This window comes from Paenibacillus mobilis (genome assembly GCF_058267595.1).
Genome location: NZ_JBZCMS010000002.1, coordinates 309,698 through 331,627, shown reverse-complemented (window position 1 = coordinate 331,627; position 21,930 = coordinate 309,698). Strand labels below are relative to the sequence as shown.

At 52.0% G+C, this 21,930-nt stretch carries 14 protein-coding genes; all 14 read left to right on the top strand.

The features are described from left to right. The first annotated feature begins 89 nt into the window (after positions 1 to 89). The 14 genes from AC3ZPD_RS04700 to AC3ZPD_RS04635 all read left to right on the top strand — a co-directional run bounded on the left by AC3ZPD_RS04700 (position 90) and on the right by AC3ZPD_RS04635 (position 21,929). A complete protein-coding gene (locus AC3ZPD_RS04700; RefSeq protein WP_490983110.1) occupies positions 90 to 1,535 on the top strand; it encodes an N-acetylmuramoyl-L-alanine amidase family protein in 1,446 nt (481 codons plus the stop codon). 27 nt (positions 1,536 to 1,562) lie between these two features. After that, the gene (locus tag AC3ZPD_RS04695; protein ID WP_490983109.1) at positions 1,563 to 2,207 is read left to right on the top strand and encodes a GerMN domain-containing protein; all 645 of its coding nucleotides are present in this window, start codon (positions 1,563 to 1,565) and stop codon (positions 2,205 to 2,207) included. A 65-nt stretch (positions 2,208 to 2,272) separates the two neighbouring features. Next, positions 2,273 to 5,017: an S-layer homology domain-containing protein gene (locus AC3ZPD_RS04690; protein ID WP_490983108.1), complete on the top strand. Its 2,745-nt coding sequence runs from the start codon at positions 2,273 to 2,275 to the stop codon at positions 5,015 to 5,017. Positions 5,018 to 5,093: 76 nt separating this feature from the next. Continuing rightward, a complete protein-coding gene (nth, locus tag AC3ZPD_RS04685) occupies positions 5,094 to 5,771 on the top strand; it encodes an endonuclease III (RefSeq protein WP_490983107.1) in 678 nt (225 codons plus the stop codon). 24 nt (positions 5,772 to 5,795) lie between these two features. Next, a complete protein-coding gene (locus AC3ZPD_RS04680) occupies positions 5,796 to 6,074 on the top strand; it encodes an NAD/NADP transhydrogenase alpha subunit (protein ID WP_490983106.1) in 279 nt (92 codons plus the stop codon). Positions 6,075 to 6,303: 229 nt separating this feature from the next. Then, positions 6,304 to 10,212: a dynamin family protein gene (locus tag AC3ZPD_RS04675; RefSeq protein ID WP_490983105.1), complete on the top strand. Its 3,909-nt coding sequence runs from the start codon at positions 6,304 to 6,306 to the stop codon at positions 10,210 to 10,212. A 371-nt stretch (positions 10,213 to 10,583) separates the two neighbouring features. Further along, positions 10,584 to 12,344 (top strand): ABC transporter ATP-binding protein, encoded by a 1,761-nt coding sequence (locus tag AC3ZPD_RS04670; RefSeq protein WP_490983104.1) that lies wholly within the window; start codon positions 10,584 to 10,586, stop codon positions 12,342 to 12,344. A gap of 4 nt (positions 12,345 to 12,348) precedes the next feature. Next, entirely contained in the window at positions 12,349 to 14,223 is a 1,875-nt protein-coding gene (locus AC3ZPD_RS04665; protein WP_490983103.1) for an ABC transporter ATP-binding protein, read from the top strand. Positions 14,224 to 14,378: 155 nt separating this feature from the next. Continuing rightward, entirely contained in the window at positions 14,379 to 15,557 is a 1,179-nt protein-coding gene (gene purT, locus AC3ZPD_RS04660) for a formate-dependent phosphoribosylglycinamide formyltransferase (protein WP_490983102.1), read from the top strand. Position 15,558: 1 nt separating this feature from the next. Continuing rightward, entirely contained in the window at positions 15,559 to 16,014 is a 456-nt protein-coding gene (locus tag AC3ZPD_RS04655) for a GNAT family N-acetyltransferase (protein ID WP_490983101.1), read from the top strand. A gap of 248 nt (positions 16,015 to 16,262) precedes the next feature. Next, on the top strand, positions 16,263 to 17,939 hold the full coding sequence (locus tag AC3ZPD_RS04650) for a response regulator (protein ID WP_490983100.1): 1,677 nt from the start codon (positions 16,263 to 16,265) through the stop codon (positions 17,937 to 17,939). Next, positions 17,936 to 19,717 carry a sensor histidine kinase gene (locus AC3ZPD_RS04645; protein WP_490983099.1) on the top strand — a complete coding sequence of 594 codons (1,782 nt, stop codon included), beginning with the start codon at positions 17,936 to 17,938 and terminating at the stop codon, positions 19,715 to 19,717. Before AC3ZPD_RS04650 ends, AC3ZPD_RS04645 begins: the two co-directional genes overlap by 4 nt. Positions 19,718 to 19,720: 3 nt before the next feature. Further along, positions 19,721 to 20,698 carry a substrate-binding domain-containing protein gene (locus AC3ZPD_RS04640; protein ID WP_490983098.1) on the top strand — a complete coding sequence of 326 codons (978 nt, stop codon included), beginning with the start codon at positions 19,721 to 19,723 and terminating at the stop codon, positions 20,696 to 20,698. Between the two features lie 208 nt (positions 20,699 to 20,906). Further along, entirely contained in the window at positions 20,907 to 21,929 is a 1,023-nt protein-coding gene (locus tag AC3ZPD_RS04635) for a galactose ABC transporter substrate-binding protein (protein ID WP_490983097.1), read from the top strand. Position 21,930: the final 1 nt, after the last annotated feature.

Here is a 21,930-nt window from a genome sequence, read left to right as displayed (position 1 = left end):
GGCGTCTAATGAGTGAGTCTGTTGATGTTCCGACAGTGCTGCGGCAGCAATCATCAGGAACCACAAAATTATGAATGGAAGGGTGAAGAATGAAGAAATTTAGCTTTTTAATCGTTTTGTTTTTATGCGTGTTGGCTTTTCCATTGACGGGACATGCTGCCTCCACGGCCACTCACATTCTCCTGGATGGCAAGGAGATTGATTTAAGTCAGGACAGGCAGGTCCAGATTGTCAACAACAGCGTAATGATTCCGATTCGTGTCGTCGTAGAGGAACTTGGATTTAATGTGGACTGGGACAGCAAGACGGGCACGGTAACCATACAGCATTCGGACAGCGTCATCAAATTGCTTACGAACAGCACTGCAGCAACCGTAAACGGCAAAGCCGTTACGCTTACCACTCCTGCTTTTGTTAAAAATGGGACTACCTTTGTTCCGATCCGGTTCGTCAGCGAACAGATGGGAATAGCGGTAGATTGGAACAACACCACCAAAACCGTCAATCTGACCACGCAGACTTCCGGCAGCGGAAGCGGATCCCTGCCTGGCGGAAATTCCGGCGGCAGCGGATCAGGAACAAACGGATCGGTTCCCGATCCAAACGCTAATCTGGTTTCCTTGACGGGACTCAGCTACAGCGACAACCGGCTCATTTTGGCCGTGGATGGCAAGGTTACGCCGAATACGTTTACCTTGACCGGTCCCGACCGGCTTGTCGTTGATCTGCCGAACGTCAAATTTGCGTCTGATTTCTCGTCAGGGTTTCCTTTGGACGTTAATCAGACAGGCTCCATACCTGTGACGGGTTATCCGGACGTATCCCAGATCCGGTATTCCTTGTTCAACAGTCAGCCTTCCACCATCCGGGTGGTTCTCGACCTGAACTATGCCAAAGGTTTCGAGATGACGAATGCAAATGACGGCTTGATCATCATCGATCTGAACAAAGAGGCGGCCCCTTCCAATCCTACGCCGGCAACCCCCGGCAGCGGAGGCAAAAAGCTGGTGGTCATCGATGCCGGCCATGGCGGATCTGACCCGGGTGCGATCAGCTTGAACGGAAGAAAAGAAAAAGACTTCACTCTGGCCGTAGTGCTTAAGGTTGAGAAGCTGCTCAAAAACGAGCCGAACATCGATTATGTGCTGACTCGCAGCGGAGATACTTATCCGACGTTGTCTGACCGCACGAATCTTGCAAACAAGCTGAAAGCGGACGCTTTTGTATCGGTACATGGCAACAGCGGACCTGCGTCGGCTTCGGGCGTTGAAACGTATTACACACGGAGCGGCAGCAGCGCTACCTTCGCGAATATCATGCACAAGTATCTGGTGAAGGCAACAGGCCTTCCGGACCGCAAGGTCCGTCAGGAAAGCCTGCATGTAACAAGGGAAACGACGATGCCGGCTGTTTTGCTGGAATGTGGTTTCCTGAGCAACAAAGGGGATGAAGCGAAAATGTACAGCGCGGATTTCCAACAGAAAGTTGCGGAAGGTATCGTTGCCGGAATTAAAGAGTTTCTTGGAGTGAAATAAGGAATTTGAATGAAGGCAGGTGTACACGTGAATAAAAAACGTTTGACGATTGTATGTAGTGTTCTATTATTGGCTGTACTTGCAGGCTGCGGGCAAAAACCCGCGGCCTCTCCTGCTGAGAGCGGCAATACAAATGCCGCCGGAAGCAGCAGCGCTCCCGTGGTGAGCGCCGATGACCAGCAGGGGGCGGGCAATTCGCAGTCCGGCAATTCAGCCCCGCCGGCTTCCGAAGCTCCTGCTTCGGCAGATCCGTCTTCCTCGGCAGACGCGGAAACGACAGCATCCATCAAGCTTTATTATGCCGATCAGGATTTTATGGAGCTGAAGGAAACGACCCGGGACATCAGTTATAAGGCTTCCGGAGATAACGCGGATAAATATAAAGCCGCTTTTGAAGGACTTCAAGACAGCGGGGACAGCGGACTCGTATCTTTGTGGGAGAAAATGCAGCTGCTCAGCGTGAAATTCGCAGACGGTGAAGTCACGCTGGACATTCATATGCCGGACGAAGCCCGTTTGGGTTCGGACGGCGAGCTGATGGCGCTGGATTCCCTGCAAAAAACGATGTTCCAGTTTGACGAAGTCAAAAGCATCGAATTGCTTGTAGACGGCAAACAGCTTGATACCTTGATGGGACATGCCGATCTGCTGCACCCGATGACCCGTGAATAACAGGAATTCGGGCCCGTTTTGCCGAATCTCTTTAAAGTGACCAAAAGCCAGAAAGGGAGACTAGGATGACTGAAGAGAAAAAAACAAGCCGGAATTTAAAGCGTACAGCAGCTACTCTGCTGCTGACCTTGACTTTTATGACAAGCGGGCTGGCCGCATTTGCCGCCGACCCTGCCGATTCTGCGGCGGGAGCTGCTGCCGGGGCATCAGCGGTCAGCGACTCGGCGACTACGCCGCTGTTTAGTGACGTAGCGAGCGGGTATTGGGCCGAGAAGCATATTTACAAGCTTGCATCTGAGGGGATTATCCTTGGGGATAACGGAAAATTCCGTCCCAACGATTCCGTGACCCAACAGGAGGCTATCACGCTTGCCCTCCGGTTTATGAACGTAACGGATCAGCTGACGGATGGCGCAAAAGGGCCGGATAAACTTCAGGTATCCGCTTATTTCGAGCCTTATGTGGCACTGGCCGTTAAGGAAAAGCTGATCAATGCAGATGAAGAAGCGGCTGATCTTAAATCGGGAGAAAACTGGGGAACCAAGAAAGCAACCCGGGAATGGATTGCCAAAATCCTTGTCCGTGCACTCGGACGCGAAGATGAAGCCCAATCCGCTGCCGGAAAAGGAACTACCTTTGCCGATAACGCCACCATTTCCGCAGATGCACGCGGTTACGTCAACGTAGCGGTAAGCCTGGAATTGACCAAAGGCGTGGACGGGAACCGGTTTGATCCGCTTGGCACGGTGACCCGCGCGCAAATCGCCACTTTCTACAGCAGAGGCCAAGCCTATGTGAATCCTGGTTACGCGAACGTCTATGACGGTGTTGTGACCTCCTTCGGGAATGGTAAAATGACGCTTTATACGGATGGCCAAAGCCGCAGCTTTACGTTGGACAGCCGGACCGCTTATTTTACGAGCGCATCCGAAACCAAAGCGGCGCAAAGCGACGTGGTTCTGTATTCCAAAGCAATGGTTATCGACAAGGTGGGGACGGCGGCTTACGTGGAAATCACGGATCCGACGCCTCAGCTCGAGACGGTGGACGGAACTTTGCTCAGCTCGCTGAGCGGTAACAGATTGCTGCTTCTGGTGGGCGGTGAGCCGGAAACTTATACTTACGACAGCTCTACGATTTTCTATGACCAGAATGGAAACGTCATTAAACCGGAAAGCCTCTCCAAAGACAGCACGATCGAGCTGAAACGCGAAACCTTTACGGCAGACAAGAAGCCGGTCATCGTGCAGGTGAAATCCGGCGTCGTCAATAAGTCCTCTAGCGGAACGGTAACGGCAGTAGATACGGCAAGCAAAACTATTACGGTGAAAGAGGCATCCGGCAACGAAGATAAACTCGTGTTGGATGGCACCGTAAAAATCTTGTATCAAGGTCAAGTCATGGAGCTTGCCGATTTGAAGGCGGGTTCGGTTATCAGTTATACGATTAAGGACAATGCCGTCATCAGCGTAGAAGTGACGTCGAGCGTTGAACGCACAGTGAGCGGAACTCTGATCAGCCTGGGAAGCGGGAAACTGCTGACCTATAAAAAATCGGACGGTACTTATGCCACCCTGCAAATGGCTGATGATGTTCAGGTTTCGATCGACGGCATTGCTGCGCCTACGGTTTCCGACCTGATTGCGGATGTGAACGGCGGCGACAAGGTTGAGCTTACGCTTGACAGCGAAGGCACCGTAACCCAAATTGCTGTACTGGGACGCCAATCGGAGCAGTTGTCCGAGGTTAGCGTCGTTTCTTACGATAAAACCCGCAAGCTGCTTACGGTTGTAGACAGCGAGGATAATCCTTACGTGCTGGAACTGGACGATAAGACGGCTGTTGAATACAACAGTACAGCTCCAACCTTGTCCGGTTTGGAGTCTCTGCTGAATGCCGATCGGAAGGTGACTTTGACGCATATCGGCAAACGTGTGCTTTCCATCAGCGTGATTTCCCAATATGAGGGCAGCTTTGCTGGCATAGATACGGCTAACAAAAAGATCAAGCTGACGGATATTTCGGGCAAAACCCGCGAATTGTCTTATACCAATGCTTCTTTGCCGGTGTACATTTACGGTCAGGCTGCAGCAACCTTGTCCAGCTTAAAAGCAGGCGATTCGATTACGGCCGTGCTTAGCAGCAATCAGGACGTAGTCCAGTCCGTAGCGGTTAAAACGACGAAACAGTTTGTCATTTCGTCCGTAGATACGACTAACAGCCGTATTACAGCCGTTTCCGACAACGTTTCGCAAAGCTTTTACGTGAATCAGGCTACTTTGATGAACGACAGCGGCGCGGCAATCAAGGTTACCGATCTGAAAGCAGGAGATTATATTAATGTAGCTTTCAACGGAACAACGGCTTCCAGTCTGCAGCTTGTGAAGCTGACTTATGGCCAGGTAACAAGCGCGGATGCCAATTCGGTGACCCTCAAAACCTTCGGCGGCGCAACGACGACGATCCCTGCGGTCGGAACAGTTAAAGTTGTTCGGAATTCGGCAACCAGCACTTCGCTGGCCACCTTGACTACTGCGGACCATGTGATGGTTAGAAAGGCTGCCGACGGCTCAACGCTGGTAACCGTCTTAACGCCTCTGACCCGTACTTACTGGCGGTATGATTCGGGCGCCAATGAGGTTTACATGAAGAGAGACAGCCTTTCCGATACGAATATCCGCTTTACTTTAGGCTCGGATGTATATATTCATCAAGGAGACAACACTTTAACCGTGCAAACTCTCCAAGAAAATGATAATATTGTATTGTATTTCGCCGGGGACAAGCTGGTCGAGATCGCAAAACAATAACATTTTCTAAGATTCACCGTCTTGATACGGGATCTGCCCGTATCAAGATTTTTTTTGTGCCGGGAGGAAAGAACTTATGAATGCAGCAGGTGTCAGACATATATTGGATACAATCGGAACGATGTTTCCGGATGCGGCTTGCGAGCTGGTCCATTCCAATGCTTTTGAATTGACGATTGCTGTCCTGCTCTCAGCCCAGTGTACGGATGCGACGGTGAATAAGGTAACCGCCGATTTGTTCAAGAAATACAAAACACCGGCGGATTATGTTGGAGTGCCGCTTGAGGAATTAGAGCAGGACATTCGTAGAATCGGGTTATATCGGAACAAAGCCAAACATATTCAAAATTTGTGCCGGATTTTGATGGAACAGTATGGCGGCGAAATACCGAGCGAACATGATGAGCTTGTCAAGTTGCCCGGCGTAGGCCGGAAAACGGCAAACGTGGTGGTCTCCAATGCTTTTGGAGTTCCCGCGATTGCCGTCGATACGCACGTGGAGCGGGTAAGCAAACGGCTGGCACTGGCCGGCTGGAAGGACAGCGTGCTGGAAGTAGAGAAAAAGCTGATGAAACAGGTGCCAAGGGAGGAATGGACACTTACACACCATCGGCTGATCTTTTTTGGCAGGTACCACTGCAAAGCCCAAAACCCGAAGTGTCAGGTCTGCCCGCTTCTGGATGTGTGCAGGGAAGGCAAAAAGCGTATGAAAACCTTAAAAATCAGACAAGATAAAGAAAACAATTCCAAATGATATGATAGTAGAGGATGAGACCCCATGAGATGTATTTCTGTTTACACGGACAATTTTGAGCAGTTTTCCGATTTGTTTGAGGATGTTCTGGCGCTTCAGCTGGGTGAAAACGATGAGCGTGAAGTGGAAGGCGTTGTAGTCAGCGATTCCGGTGAAGTGCCCGAGCATTACATTGAGCGTATGTCTGCCAAACCCGAAGTTGTGGTTATGAAAGACAAAACAAGAGGCATTACGATTTTCCAGCACGGTAAAGTATTTGAAATTTTGCTTCCGACAGAAGAAACAGCTGAAATTGTTGGATAAAGATAAGCTTCAATAAACAAGGGGCAGCAGATCCATTTTGCAGCCCATATAAGCAGGACGAGGATCGCATTTCCTTGTCCTGCTTTTTTTCTGAAGCAAACCAATATCAGCGACGGACATGCCGTTTTTATTTTGCTTCGGGGTTTCCCGGAAGGAGAAACCGATGTTAAAATGAGGATGTTTCTTAGAGACAGATCATTGCCAAATGGGAAGGCGGGAAAACCTTTTTATGAAACCGATTACAGTAGATCAGGAACAAGAGCTTTTGCAGCGGCTTGAACGCCTGGCAGAGCTGCTTTTGAAGGAGCAGGATCAGCAGGCCGCAGATATCCTGCAGGAATTAAAAAAGAAATGGCTCGACCAGGAGCTTGCTGTAGCTTTTTGCGGGCATTTTTCGGCAGGGAAGTCCAGTTTGATCAATCGGTTGTGCGGAAAGCAGGTTTTGCCTTCCAGTCCGCTGCCTACAAGCGCCAATATCGTCATGATCCGCAACGGAGCCGAACGCGCTCTGCTGACCTCTTCGGACGGCACGCGAAAAATAGAGGTGCCTTTGCTGGAAGCCGCGGATTACTGCCGCAACGGAGAAGACTACACGCGTGTGGAGCTGTGGGCTGATCTGCCGTTTCTGGGGGAGCGGGGGGTTCTGCTGGATACGCCCGGCGTAGATTCCAATGATGCCGGACATGCCTTGGCTACGCATTCGGCGCTGCATTTGGCCGATGTGGTTTTGTATGTGATGGACTACAATCACGTTGGTTCGGAAAGCAATTTGACTTTTGCCAAAACGTTAACGGATTACGGGAAACCTTTATATATGGTCGTCAATCAGATCGATAAACACCGCGAGGAAGAGCTTTCGTTTGAAGCTTATAAAAGGACTGTCAGCCATGCCTTTGAGGTATGGAACGTAAAGCCGGCCGGTATTTTTTATACTTCTTTAAAAGTGGATCAACATCCTTATAATCAATTTCGGGTTCTCCGGTCGGGAGTGGCGGGCTGGTTTGGAGACGGCGGGAATTTGCTGGCCTACAGCACTTATACAGCGGCAGCCCAGACGGTTAAGGATCATTTGCAGCGTCAGCGAAGCGAAGAAAACGAGCTCCGCGAGCAGCTCTTGGAGCAATCGGGCGGCGAGACGGATTATGACGCTATGAAGCAGGAACTGGAGTCTCTCGGCAGCGGAGTTTCGGGAGCGTGGGAAGCTTTTAGAATAGAGAGGCTCGGCCAGATCGGGCGGATGCTGGATAACGCTCAGCTGATGACGCCAGCGCTTAGAGAACTGGCCGGACTGTATCTGGAAAGCCAGGCAGCGGGATTTAAGGCTAAAGGCTGGTTTAGCGGCGGCAAAACGGCGGCGGAAAAAGAGAAAAGGAAAGAGGATTTTCTGCGTTCGCTTGCGGAGCAGACGGAAGCCCAGGTGGACTGGCATGTCCGCAGCGAGCTTAGAAAGGTCGGGCAAGAGCTGGAGTTGTGGGACGAAGAGTGGGAGTCCAATCTTGAGCAGCGGATGCCGCGGGCAGAGGAGAGCTGGATTACGGATCCGCTGCCGGGCGGCGCCGTTGTTTCAGGCGAATCGACGCTGCACTACGCTGCGGCGGTCGCCGCAGGCGTTACCGCCAAATTCCGCCGGGCAGCCGCCGAGGTGATCGAGGCGCTGCTGGCGGCGCCGTCGCCGCTGCGCGAACGCCGGCAGGCAGCGGCAGCCGTGCGGCGCGCCGAGCTGGAGGCGCGCCTGCCAGCGGCGCGGCGTCTGGCGGAGCTTGACGCCGCCGCGGATGCGCGCGCAGTGCGCTACGGCGCGCTGCTGGGCGCGCCGGTGACGCTCACCTCCGGGCTGCTGCCGGAGGTGGGGGATGCTGCGCCGGAAACGGACGGCGCAGCAGAGGGCGGCGTGCCGGCTTCGGGCACGCCGCTGGCAGCGCCTGCCGGGCACACGGACGTTGTGCCCGGCGCTGGCGCTGCTGGTCCGTCCCCGGGCGCGGAGCCTGCCCGGGGGCGGACGCCGGCTGCCGGCCGCGCGGAGGAATCCGCGCCAGCCGGCACCGGGCCCCGCCTCCCCGCTGACGCGGGAGGCGCCTCCGCGCCGCGCAAGCTGCGGCGGCGCGCGCTGGAGTCGGCCGCGCGGCTGGAAGCCGCGGCCGGGCTGCTGGCTCCCCACCCCGCCTTCGGGACCGGGGTGGAGGAGCTGCGCAAGCGGGCTGCGGAGCTGCGCCGCGGCCGGTTTACGGTCGCGCTGTTCGGTGCGTTCAGCGCGGGTAAATCCTCGTTCGCCAACGCTTTGCTCGGCGCCCCCGTGCTGCCGGTATCGCCGCATCCGACCACCGCGGCGATCGGCCGGATTCTGGCGCCGGAGGACGGATTTGCCCACGAAACGGCCCATATCCAATTCAAATCGGCTCAGTTGATGGAAGAGGATCTCTCTTATTCGTTCAGCGCTCTCCAATTGGGAGAATGGACATCCGAAGGCTGGCTGTCTACCGTCAGAAAGCTGCAGGCCGATCAGATTCCTGCCGCGGGCAGGGCTCATTTCAGTTTTCTGAAAGCCGCTGCCGCAGGCTGGGAGGAAATGGCTCCGCGCCTTGGACAAGCTCATTTAGCGGGACTCGATGAATTTAGAAGTTATGCGGCCGAGGAGACCAAAGCTTGTTTCGTATCTTCCATTGATTTGTATTACAGCTGCCCGTTAACCGATCAGGGGATCGTGCTGGTGGATACGCCGGGGGCGGATTCCATCCATGCCAGACATACCGGCGTTACGTTTCAATATATGAAAAATTCGGACGCAATTTTGTTCGTTACTTACTATAATCATGCTTTCTCCAGGGCGGATAAACAGTTTTTGGCCCAGTTGGGCCGGATTAAAGGCAGCTTTGCGCTGGATAAAATGTTTTTTATCGTGAATGCGGCCGATCTGGCTTCTTCCGAGGAAGAGCTTAACCAAGTGGTGGAGCATGTTAGGGACGGCCTAAAAGGGGCTGGGATTTCAAATTCGCAGATTTATGCGTTATCGAGCCATCAGGCCTTAAAGCTGAATCAAGGCGGAGCCGCTTTGTTTGCTGCGGGAGAAGATCTTCCGAATCGTTTATCAGACGAAACAGGGGAGCGGATGGACGGCTCGGTTAAGCTGGGACAGCGGCCAGATGCGGCGGCGGTGGTGCCGCACTCAGAAGGAATGGGGCATTCCGAGGAGCTTTCGCAGACTGAATATGGATTCCGACGTTTCGGCAGGCATTTCTCCACCTTCCTTGAAGAGGACCTCAGCCGCCTTGCCGCTGCAGCTGCCTCTGCCGAGCTCATTCAATTGACCGAGCGGCTGAAGAAATGGATCGTGTCGGCTGAACAGCTGCTCCAGAACAAAGAGCAGCAGGTGGAGCGGCTTCGCCGGGAACGTTCCTCTTTTGAAGCAGCGGTTGCCGAACTGAAAAATGCGGACATTCGTCAGGAGTGGTCGCAGGAATGCGAGGAGCTGCTGTATCATGTCGTGCAAAGATTGCGCCTGCAGGCGCTGGATATTTTTGCGGAATTTTTCCATCCTTCCCTGCTGCAGGAGGGACAAGGGCCGATGAAGCGCAATTTTGCGATCGCCCTGCGGGGCTGGCTGGACCAAACCTCCTCCGAGCTGGAACGCGAACTGCTGGCCACCTCTCTGCGGCTGGAGCGGAAAGGTGAAGCCCTGCTTCTTAGAGAAGCAAACGGATGGTGCCGAAATTACGGTACGGCCTTTGAAATGCCGCTTACGCCTCCCGCTAAGCTTGAAGCCTGGGAAACGGCGGACATTCCGGAGGGACTGCTCAGATCGGACAATATCGTTCCCGCCGATTATTGGTCCCACTTCAAAAATCCGAAATATTTCTTTGAGGGAGAAGGAAGATCTGTCCTTCGCGAAGTACTCGAGAAACCGCTGATTCAAAATTTGAAAGAAGCGGTGAGCAAAGGAGAGGAGCTTTTTAAATTCCATTACTTAAACGCGTTTGCGGACAAACAGGAAGAATTAGCCCGATATTTCCTGCAATTATGGGCGGAATGGGAAGGCAGCATCCAAAATTCCGGGGCTTCAGAGGATGACTTGAAGGCATGGAAAAATGCAGTTGTTCAATTAGGCCGATATTGCGAGGAAATGGAAGCATTTTATAAGTGATAACACGTTTTATATAAGGCAGATGGCTCATTATTCCAAAATAAAGGGGAATACGCGAATTTCTCCCCTTTGCCGCATTAAAATGAGAGTGATAAACTGCTAAAAGCTAAGTAAAGCAAAGCCAAATTTCAAAAGGGGGACTCTGCTTCACACGACTCGGATCAGAAAAACCATGCGCATGTTTTGGGTCAAGTTGATATTGGTCTCTGGGCCCTAAGCCCTGCGCATTAAAACTTAAGCGAATGCTTTCGGAGCAAGTTTTGCCCGCTTCGGCAAAGCCTTCGCGTAACAAAACTAAGCAGATGCTTCCGAAGCAAGTTTTGTTTGCTTTGGCAAAGCCTTCGCTTTACAAAACTTTTAGGAGGAGAGACATGGAAGTTCTCAGGCAATTGCGGCGATATTACCGGGAGAGGATGAGCTATCTTGTCCTTTCGATTCTTTGTTTGGCCGCCGCTACTGCAGTGGGGTTGATCACCCCAAACCTGTTACGGATTTTGATTGATGACGCGATTGTGCCGGGGGATTACCAAAAAGTGCCCATGCTGGCCATCACCGTACTTATTGTAGTCATTATTAAAGGTTTACTTCAGTTTTCGCACGGATTTTTTGGAGGGCGGCTCGGGAACTATTTGGCTTACCGGCTGCGCAATGCCTGTTATGAGAAGCTGCAATTTTTATCTTTCCGTTATTATGACAAAGCCAAAACCGGCGATTTGATGTCCCGCCTCACCGGGGATCTGGAAGCCATCCGTAACTTTATCGGTTTTGGATTTGCACAGCTGCTGAACGTATTTTTTATGGTCTTGTTCGGCTGCATCGTGATGTTCTCAATCAACTGGCAGCTGACGCTGGTTACGCTGATTTCGATGCCGTTTCTGGCAGCGGTTGCTTTGCGGTTCGAATCAAGGATTCACCCGGCGTTCCAGGAAATGAGACTTGCGTTAAGTTCCCTGACAACTGCGGTGCAAGAAAACATTACAGGTGTAAGAACAGTTAAATCTTTTGCCAGAGAAGATTATGAAGTTGACAAGTTTTCGAACCGGAACGAACGCTACAAAGTGAACCAAATTTCGGCTTCTGAGCTTTGGAGCAAGTTTTTCCCGGTGATGGAGCTTCTCGCCTCGGTCAGTGTAGCTATCCTGCTTGGCTTTGGCGGTTCCCTGGTTATTCACGGTAAAATGAGCATCGGCGAGCTGGTAGCCTTTTTCAGCTTGATCTGGTACATTATCGGGCCGATGTGGGGATTGGGTTTCCATATCAACAACTACACCCAGTCCAAGGCTTCCGGAGAGCGGGTGCTGGAAGTGCTTAACCAGCCGATCGATGTCGTCGATAAGGAGGACGCGATTGAGCTTGACAGCTACAAAGTGCAAGGCCATGTGACTTTCGATCATGTCACGTTTGCTTACGGAAATAAAATGCCGGCTGTCGTCGATATCAACTTCGACGCGAAACCGGGATCGGTGATTGGTTTCCTGGGCGGAACTGGTTCAGGCAAATCGACCATTATCCAGCTGATGATGCGGGCTTATGACGTGAACAGCGGTACGATCAAGCTTGATGGGATCGACATTCGCGATTACGGCGTCCGCAGTCTGCGGTCGCAAATCGCCACCGTATTCCAGGAAACGTTCCTTTTTTCGTCGTCGATCCGCAACAACATCGCTTACGGAATTAACAATGTTTCGATGGAGGATGTCATCCGGGTGGCCAAACTGGCCAAAGCCCATGATTTTATCATGGAAATGCCGGACGGGTACGACACGGTTGTCGGCGAACGGGGCATGGGGCTGTCGGGTGGTCAGAAGCAAAGAATCGCGATTGCCAGAGCGCTCCTTAAAAATCCTCGCATCCTTGTGCTTGACGATGCTACAAGCGCCGTGGACATGGAAACCGAACATGAAATCCAGGCCGGTTTCCAGGAAGTTATGAAAGGACGCACCACCTTCATTATCGCCCACCGGATTTCATCGCTCCGCCATGCGGACGAAATCATGGTGCTGGATCAAGGGCGCGTCGTTCAGCGCGGCAAACATCATGAACTGATTCAGGTGCCGGGCGCCTACCAGGACGTTTACCGGATACAATATGCGGATTATTTGGCGAAAGTGAACGCCGGGGAAAGGGAGTGAGCAGATGAGCAGCGATCCGAAACTGAAAACGAACAAAGGCGGCTCATCCGCCCCGGACGGCGGGGAAGCGGCCGCAGCGGCTACTACCCAGGACCGTTTTGTTTATAAAGACGACGACGCCATCGACAAAGCGTTTGACTGGAAGCAGTTCTCCAGATTGTTTGGCTACATGAAACCTTACGCCAGACAAATGCTGCCGTTAGTACTCACGATGATGGTGCTGGGAACGGTCACGAAACTGGCCGTGCCTTTCTTGACAAGTTTGGCCATCGATAAAGCGATCGACCCAAAGGACGGGAATACCAGTCTTACCTTGTTATATAGCATTACGGCCATTGTTATTGTTTTGTATCTGATTCAATGGATCTCGGGTGTGTACCGGATTAAATTTACGAATATTATCGGTCAAAGGGTAATTTACGATCTTCGTTCGGATTTGTTTAAGCATATTCAGAAGCTGTCGTTTAATTTCTTTGACAAACGGCCGGCGGGTTCGGTGCTGGTGCGCGTCACGAATGACATCAACTCGCTGCAGGACCTGTTTACCAACGGGGTCGTCAACCTGATGATCGACTGCGTCCAGCTGCTCGGCATTGTCGTGATTTTGCTGGTGATCAACTGGAAGCTGGGGCTTGCGGTGATGGTTACCGTTCCGATCATGTTTTTCGTATCCACGAAACTGCGCCAGAAAATCCGGATTGCCTGGCAGGACGTGCGGATGAAAAACTCCCGCATCAACTCCCATTTGAATGAATCCATTCAGGGAATCCGGGTTACCCAGGCTTATACGCAGGAACAGGAGAACATGAAGTTCTTCGACCGGATGAACCTGGACAGCCGCAAATCGTGGGATAAAGCTTCAGCGATGAACCAGGCGTTTGGACCGATCATTGAAATCACGGGCGGCCTCGGGACGTTGATCCTGTTCTGGCTCGGGGCTTATCTCATCCAGCAGGGCCAGCTCACCGTTGGTTTGCTGGTAGCGTTCAGCAGCTACGTGAGCAACTTCTGGGACCCGATTAACCGTCTGGGTCAAATGTATAACCAGCTGCTCGTGGCTATGGCTTCTTCCGAACGGATTTTTGAATACCTGGATGAAGAACCGATGATCAAAGACAAACCGGGTGCGGTGCCTATTCCGCAAATATCGGGCGACATCCGCTTTGAAAAGGTCGTGTTTGAATACGAAAAAGGCCGGGCCGCTTTGAAAGGCATCGATATCGACGTTAAAGCCGGCCAGTCAATCGCTCTTGTTGGTCATACGGGATCGGGCAAAAGCACGATCATCAACCTGATCGGAAGGTTTTATGACATCACCAGCGGCAAAATAACGATCGACGGCTACGACATCCGCGACGTCACCGTGCAAAGCCTTCGCAAGCAGATCGGGATCGTCCTGCAGGATACCTTTATCTTCTCCGGCACGATCCGCGACAACATCCGTTTCGGACGGCTGGATGCCACGGACGAGGAAGTGGAACGTGCAGCCCGGGCGGTTAACGCCCACGAATTTATCGAGAAGCTGCCGGCCGGCTACGAAACCGAAGTCGAAGAACGGGGCAGCGCCCTGTCGATGGGACAACGCCAGCTGCTTTCCTTTGCGCGGGCCCTGCTGGCCGATCCCCGGATTTTGATCCTGGACGAAGCAACGGCCAGCATCGACACGGAAACGGAGCTTAAAATTCAGGAAGCCTTGAAGGTGCTGCTCCAGGGACGTACCTCCTTTATCGTAGCGCATCGCCTGTCCACGATCCGTCATGCCGACAAAATTATCGTGCTGGATCATGGTGAAATCAAAGAGGAAGGCAACCACAAGGAACTTGTTGACAAAAATGGCATCTACAACGGATTGATTGAAGCCCAGTTCCGATTCCTGTAAAGGAATTAATGGGAATGCGTAAAAATTTACCCAATAAATTGTAAAACGATGTCGAAAAGTTTGTAAATTTCTTAAAGAGCACTCTTGCATTCTGGACAAGAAACCCCGAAAATAGATGATAGACGACAGATTATCATTAGGGGGTTTTACGGCCGATGTGGGGTGCTCCTTTTCATGCACGCTCCAAGACAATCATGCTGCTGGGCAGCGGAGAGCTTGGCAAGGAAGTGATTATCGAGGCACAGCGCCTTGGCGTTAAAACCATAGCCGTGGACAGGTACGCTAATGCGCCGGCTATGCAAGTAGCACATGAAAGTTTTGTAATTGATATGTTAAATGGTGAAACCCTTAAAAGTTTGATTCGAGAGAAACGTCCGGATGTCATCGTGCCCGAAATCGAGGCGATTGCGACCGAAGCGCTGCTGGAACTGGAGAAGGAAGGTTTTCATGTAGTGCCGACGGCTAGGGCAGCTCGTTTGACGATGGACCGCGAAGGCATCCGCCGTTTAGCAGCCGAAACGTTGGGACTGCCAACGGCGGCTTACCGTTTTGCCGACAGTTTCGAAGAGCTGCAGGCGGCTGTCAAAGAACTGGGTGCTCCATGTGTGGTGAAGCCGCTTATGAGCTCCTCCGGGAAAGGCCAGTCGGTCTGCAAAACGGCGGACGGTGCCGCGGCGAGCTGGGAAGCTGCCGTTCAGGGAGCCAGAGCCAAAACCACGCGGGTAATTGTGGAATCCTTCGTAAATTTCGACAGCGAAATTACGCTGCTGACGGTTCGTTCGGTGTCCGGTACGATTTTTTGCCCGCCGATCGGGCATATTCAGAAGGACGGAGACTACGTGGAGTCCTGGCAGCCTCATTTTATGTCGAAGGCTCAGCTGGAAGAAGCCCAAGACATTGCCCGTAAAGTAACGGACGAGCTTGGCGGATACGGTTTGTTCGGCGTTGAATTGTTTGTGACTCCGGACGGCATCGTGTTCAGCGAGGTTTCCCCGAGACCTCATGACACCGGCATGGTAACGATGGCCACCCAGGATTTATCCGAATTTGCCTTGCATGTCCGGGCCATTTTGGGACTTCCGGTTGAAGAGGTGCATTTGCTTACGCCGGGCGCCTCGGCCACTTTGAAAGCCGACCGTGAGGGCACTGATTTTATCATTTCCGGCATAGATGAAGCTTTGAAGCAGCCCCGCACGCAGGTCCGGGTATTCGGCAAGCCGGATACGAAACCTGGACGCAGAATGGCTGTAGCCCTGAGCGCTGCGGAAGACGTGGAAACCGCACGAAGCCGCGCAAAAGAAGCGGCAAATCTATTAAAGGTGGAGTGGTCTTAAAATGGGTAGTGAGATAGGTTCACCAACGCTGGTCATTCGGAAATGCTGTTCCAATGATGCGCCTGCTCTGACGTCTCTGATGCGCCAATTGAGTTATCCGACAACACTAAACGTAATGAAAGAACGACTCATTATGATGGACCGGCAGTCCTCGCTATATTCGTTTGTAGCCGAACTGGACGGCGAGGTGGTAGGAACGGTAGGTTTGGAAGTGGTTCGCAAGCAGGATATGGAAAGACCTGTTATGTTTATTACTTCGCTTGTCGTCGATGAAAGATTCCGCAAAATGGGCCTGGGCAAACGTCTCATCAGCCAGGTGGAAACCATCGCGTCCGAGCTTTCCTGCAGCCATCTCCTCGTAGGTTATAAAGCGGAAAGAGGTCCGGGATCGGCCAAATCCTTTTATCTCAAACAGGGTTTTGAATGTACCGGATACCGTCTGAGCAAAGCGTTGTAACAGATATAGACACTTCTCTTTAATAGACCCGTTTGCTTCCTAGTAAATAAAGGAAAGACATGTAGCCCGTATGCTGCGTGTCTTTTTTTTGCCTTTCAGGAATTTAGCATATAAGTAACATTCCTTGAATGAATTTGCTAGGTTTACATTTTTGCGAACATAAGCTATCATCGGGAATGGCATTATAGTAAGCGTTTGCAGTGCTGTCCAACATACCTATATTTAAGAAGAAAGGCGGATGGCCGGACATGTATAAATTAATTCTTGCGGACGATGAAACGGATGTGCGGGAAGGACTATTGGATCAGATTGATTGGGCTTCGCTGGGGTTCGATTCCGTGGAAACCGCCGAAAACGGCAAAGAAGCCGCTGAATTGATTGAGAAAACAAGGCCGGATGTTGTCGTTACCGACATTCAAATGCCTTTTATGAACGGACTTCAGCTTGCCGAATGGATCCGGGAATTTTCCCCGTCCACCCGGATTATTATTTTAACCGGCTTCGAGGAGTTCGAATATGCCCAGAAAGCGATCAAACTACAAATTGACGAATATGTATTAAAGCCGTTTTCCTCCAAAGATCTGGAGCAGGTCATCACCAAGGTAAAGCAGAGCATCGACCTGGAGCTGGAGCAGCGAGAGAACCTGCAGGAGCTGAGGGAGCATTACCGGCAAAATCTGCCGATGCTGCAAAATTTGTTTTTGGCCGGTATCGTGACCCGAAAGTACGGTCCTTCAGAGCTGGAGGAAAAATGCAGAAGCTACCAACTAAATCTGCAGGGCAGCCAGTTTGCGGTCGCCGTGATCAGCCTGGACCGGATGCTCACCCGGCTGCAAGGGGCTCATCAGCCGCCTCTAACGGAGCAGGCCAACCTTCCCGCCGGGGAGTCGGGTTCGCTGCGCGATACCCCGAACGTGGAGCTGAAGCAGTTTGCGGTGCTGAATGTCGCTCAGGAAACGATGGAGAAACACCGGCGCGGATACGCGTTTATACATGCCGGCGAGGTGGTGCTGCTCATGCTGGGGCAGGAGAGCCGGCCGGATCTTTTTATGGAAGAAGCTTTGCGTCTGCTTGAAGAGATCAGACATAACGTCGAGCGTTATTTAAAGCTCACGGTTACGGTTGGGGCAGGTTTAGCCAGCCCTCAGGTGACCGACATGCCGAAAAGCTACGGGGAAGCGCGGCAGGCGCTCGATTACCGGATGATTTTAGGCACGAATAAAGTCATCTGGATTGGCGACGTCGAGAAACGGACCGTTCGTCCCCTTGTTTTTGATGAAAGCCTTGAGCAGCAGCTGGTCCGTAAAATCAAGCTTGGCAGCGATATCGAGCTTCTAAGCATGATGGATGAATTGTTCGCCGAATTGATTGGCTCCGGACGTTCGGATGCCGATCTACAGCTGTTTCTGCTGGAGCTGCTGACGACGCTGGTGAAGACGGCCAAAGAGCAGGGAACGGACCTGGATGTCTTATTTGGGGACAGCGGGACGGGACTGGCAGCCATTGCCCATTTCACGCTCGCCGAAGAGGCAAAGGAATGGTTCACCGGCATCTGCCTGAGACTTAGAAGTTTTATTGCGGCGGACCGGCAGTCCGGTTATCAAAGGATCGTAGAAGAGGCCAAAAATTACGTCAAAGCCCATTATGCCGACGAGGATATGTCGATTGGGCGTTTATGTCAGCATCTGCACATCAGCACCGGGTATTTCAGCAATATTTTTAAGAAAGAAACGAAAATGACCTTTGTCGGCTACCTGATGAGCATCCGGATGGAGGCCGCGCAGGAGCTGCTTGTTTTAAGTGATTTGAAGGCCTTTGAAATTGCGGAAAAGGTCGGCTTCAGCGACCCCAATTATTTCAGCTTTTGTTTTAAAAAGCATTTTGGGGTTTCACCGAAAGAATACCGGAACGGCGTGCGGCAATGAGAACCGGGCTGAGGAAGATTTTAGCGCTGCCCGGCAGGCTGCATGTCAAACAGATTCAGGTTATTGTGACCTTGACGTTTCTGATGGTGACCGCCTTCTCCGTGCTGATTGCCAGCCTGATGCTGTACAACAAGTTTTCGTCCTCTGCCGAAGAAAATACGTATTTGAACATCGGACAGATCATTGAACAGGTCAGCTCCAATCTGGAGCTTTACGTTGGAGGAACCCAGGACATTTTTGAAATTATTGAGAAAAAGATCGACGAATCCGGCTCGCTGGGCGACAAACAAACCCAAAGCCAGCTGGCGACGATTCTTGAAACGAGAGCCGACCTTGTATCCGCGGCTTTGTTTAAGCCGGACGGTTCGCTTGTGCTGAACGTGCCGTCCGTCGGACTCCGGCAAAATACGAAGCTGCAGGAACAAAGCTGGTTTACTGCCGCCTGGAAGTCTCCCGGGGTTCTTCAGTTCTCGCCTCCGCATATTCAGAATCTGTTCAAGTGGCAGTACCGCTGGGTTGTTTCTTTAAGCAAACAGATCCAATACAACGACAATGGCCAGTTGAAGCCGGGTGTTTTGGTGCTGGACGTAAACTTCCGGACGATCGATGAGCTGAGCCACCGGATCAGTTTAGGCAAAAAAGGTTACATCTACATCATCGATCCGCAGGGCAACATCGTATACCACCCACAGCAGCAGTTGATTTACGCCGGATTGAAATATGAAAATCTGGAGCCGGTATTGAAATATAACTATGGGACCTATCAGGACGAATCCACGGGCGAGAAACGGATTATCACGATCCAAACCGTAAATCCGACGGGCTGGCGTGTGGTCGGCGTCTCTTACACGGATGAGATCATGACCACGAAAAAGGATCTGAACGCTTTTATTTTCCGTTTTCTGGTGATTGCCATCGGGTTGGTAACGTTGATCTCCATCGTTGTGTCCTATAAAATCGCCCAGCCGATCCGCAGGCTGGAGAAATCCGTGAAACGCATCGAAAGCGGCGATTTCCGTACCCTTGTCCCTGTCAGCGGGCCTTACGAGGTCGAACAGCTGTTCAAACGGTTTAATCTGATGCTCCGGCGCATCCGGGAGCTGATGGATCAGATCATTCATGAGCAGGAGGCTAAACGCAAAAGCGAGCTGGATGCCCTGCAGGCGCAGATCAATCCGCATTTTTTGTACAATACGCTGAACGCGATGACGCGGCTGGCCGAAATGGGCAGGAGCGAGGAGGTCGTGACGACGATTACGTCGTTGTCGAAATTTTTCAGAATCAGCTTAAGTCAGGGGAACAACATCATTCCGCTGAGGGATGAACTTGAGCATGTACGTCATTACCTGGTCATTCAGAAAATCCGTTTTAAAAATAAATTTGAATTTGTCATCGAAGCCAGCGAGGAGGCTTTGGCCTGCTCCTGCCTGAAGCTGATTTTACAGCCGCTTGCCGAAAACGCCGTATACCATGGCATCGAGGTGCTGGCTGAAACCGGCCATATCAAGATAAGGGCGGAAGTGGTCGGCGAGCAGCTCAGGATTACGCTGCAGGACAACGGCATCGGCATGGCGGAAGAGGTGCTGGCGGGCATTTTGAGAGGGAAGAAACGCACAAAAGGAAGCGGCTCCGGCGTAGGCGTACACAACGTGCATGAAAGAATCAGGCTCTACTATGGACCGGAATACGGGCTTCATTTCGAAAGCGAGCTGGAGGAAGGCACCACAGTGACCATTACGCTGCCGGCCGTCAGGCTGGAGGGCGCATCGGAGGGATAAGCGGTGAGTTTTAAAAAATCTGTCAGGCTGACAGCGGCGGTCTGCCTGCTGCTCTTATCCGCCGGCTGTTCCTCCGCAAACGGAGAACAACGGGCGGAGAGCGGCGGGCCCGTCATCGACATGATCGTGAAAATGGATCACGGCGATTATTGGAATACGATCCGCATGGGCGCGGAAGTCGCCGCCAAGGAATATAACGTCAATCTGAGGTTTAAGGCTCCGGCCAATGAAAATGACACCGACGGCCAGATTCAGCTTATGGAACAGTCGATTCAGGAAAAACCGGATGCGATCATTTTGTCCGCCAGCGATTACATGGCTTTGGCCCAGGTAACGGACCGCGCGTCCTATGCGAGGATTCCCGTCATTTCCATGGATGCGGAGGTGGCTTCGACCAAGGTGAAATCCTATATCGGGGCCAATAACTACGAAGCGGGACAAAAAGCGGCGGAACGGCTGATTCAGCTCACTGGCCCGTCGGCGAAAATAGGGATCGTCAATTTCGTGAAAGGCGCCCGCAATGCGGATCAGCGCGAAGAAGGTTTTACCGATTATACGGCCCGGTTTCCAGGCGTCCAAATCGTGGACACCGTGTACTGCGACTCAGACGAAGCGCTGGCTAAGCGGCTCACCATCGAAATGCTGAAGCGTTTCCCCGATTTGGACGGCATCATGGCGATGAATGCGGAAGCCTCCATCGGGGTCGGCAAAGCGATAAGCGAATCCTCGCTGAATCACAGCCTTCAGCTGATTACTTTTGACAACCCTCCGGAAATGCTTGAGCTGCTGCAGGAGAAAAAAGTTCAGGCGATGGTGGTGCAGAACCCATTCAGCGACGGGTATTTGGCTGTCGTTACGGCGCTGAAGGCCGCACGAGGCGAAAATGTCGAAGAACGTTACGATACCGGCATCAAGGTCATTGACCTGGATAATATGCTTTGGCCGGAGAACCAAAAGCTTCTTTTTCCTTTTGTGAAGTAGGCTGATATTCGGGCAAATAGATTTTTACGACGGCGGGCCGTACAAGGCTTGCCGTTTTTTCTTCGGATTTTTCAGCTGACCTCATTAGAATTTTAATAAAACATCTCAGAATTTTTAATTCGCAAAACGTTTCCGAAACCGCATAATGAAAGCGTATCCAACAGAGGATGCGGGGGTAAACATTCGTTATTTATCAGGAGGTCAATTTATGAAAAAAATGGTTAGCGTATTGGCGGCAGCATCTTTGCTCGGCGGAGCGCTTGCAGGCTGTGGCAATTCGAGCAGCAGCGGCTCCAGTTCCGAACCGAAAGTCGGCGTTGCGATTTACAAATTTGACGATACCTTTATGACAGGTGTCCGGAATGCGATTGAAGATTCCGCCAAGGGCATTGCCAAAGTGGACATTGTAGACAGCCAAAACTCGCAGGCAACGCAAAACGACAAGGTCGATCAATTCCTCACCAAAAAAGACAAAGCGCTGGTCGTTAACCCGGTAGACCGTACGGCAGCCGGTGTCATTATCGACAAAGCGAAAGCGAAAGAAGTGCCGGTCGTGTTCCTCAACCGCGAACCGATGCCGGAAGATATGAAGAAATGGGATAAAGTTTATTATGTAGGCGCCAAAGCGGAGGAATCCGGCACGTTGTCCGGTCAAATCGTGGCCGACTACTGGAAAGCTCATCCGGAAGCCGACAAAAACGGCGACGGCGTTTTGCAGTACGTTATGCTGAAAGGCGAACCTGGACACCAGGATGCCGAGCTGCGCACAAAATATTCCATCCAGGCCTTGGAAGACGCCGGCATTAAGGTAGAAAAGCTTGCCGAAGATACGGCGATGTGGGACCGCGTTAAAGGCCAGGATAAAATGGCCGCATTCCTGGGCTCCAACGGTGATAAGATTGAAGCGGTTTTTGCCAATAATGATGATATGGCCCTCGGCGCCATCGAAGCTCTGAAAGCTGCGGGTTATTTCAAGGACGGCAAATACATGCCGGTTGTAGGCGTTGACGCAACGGCTCCTGCGGTGCAGGCGCTGCAGGAAGGAACGCTGCTCGGCACCGTTCTCAACGACGCTAAAAACCAAGGCAAAGCGGCAATCACATTGGCTTCCCTGCTGGCTCAAGGCAAAGAAATCACCAAAGACAGCGTTGGCTTTGACATTACCGACAACCAATATATCTGGATCCCTTACAAAAAAATCACGAAAGATAATATAGACGACGCGAAATAAG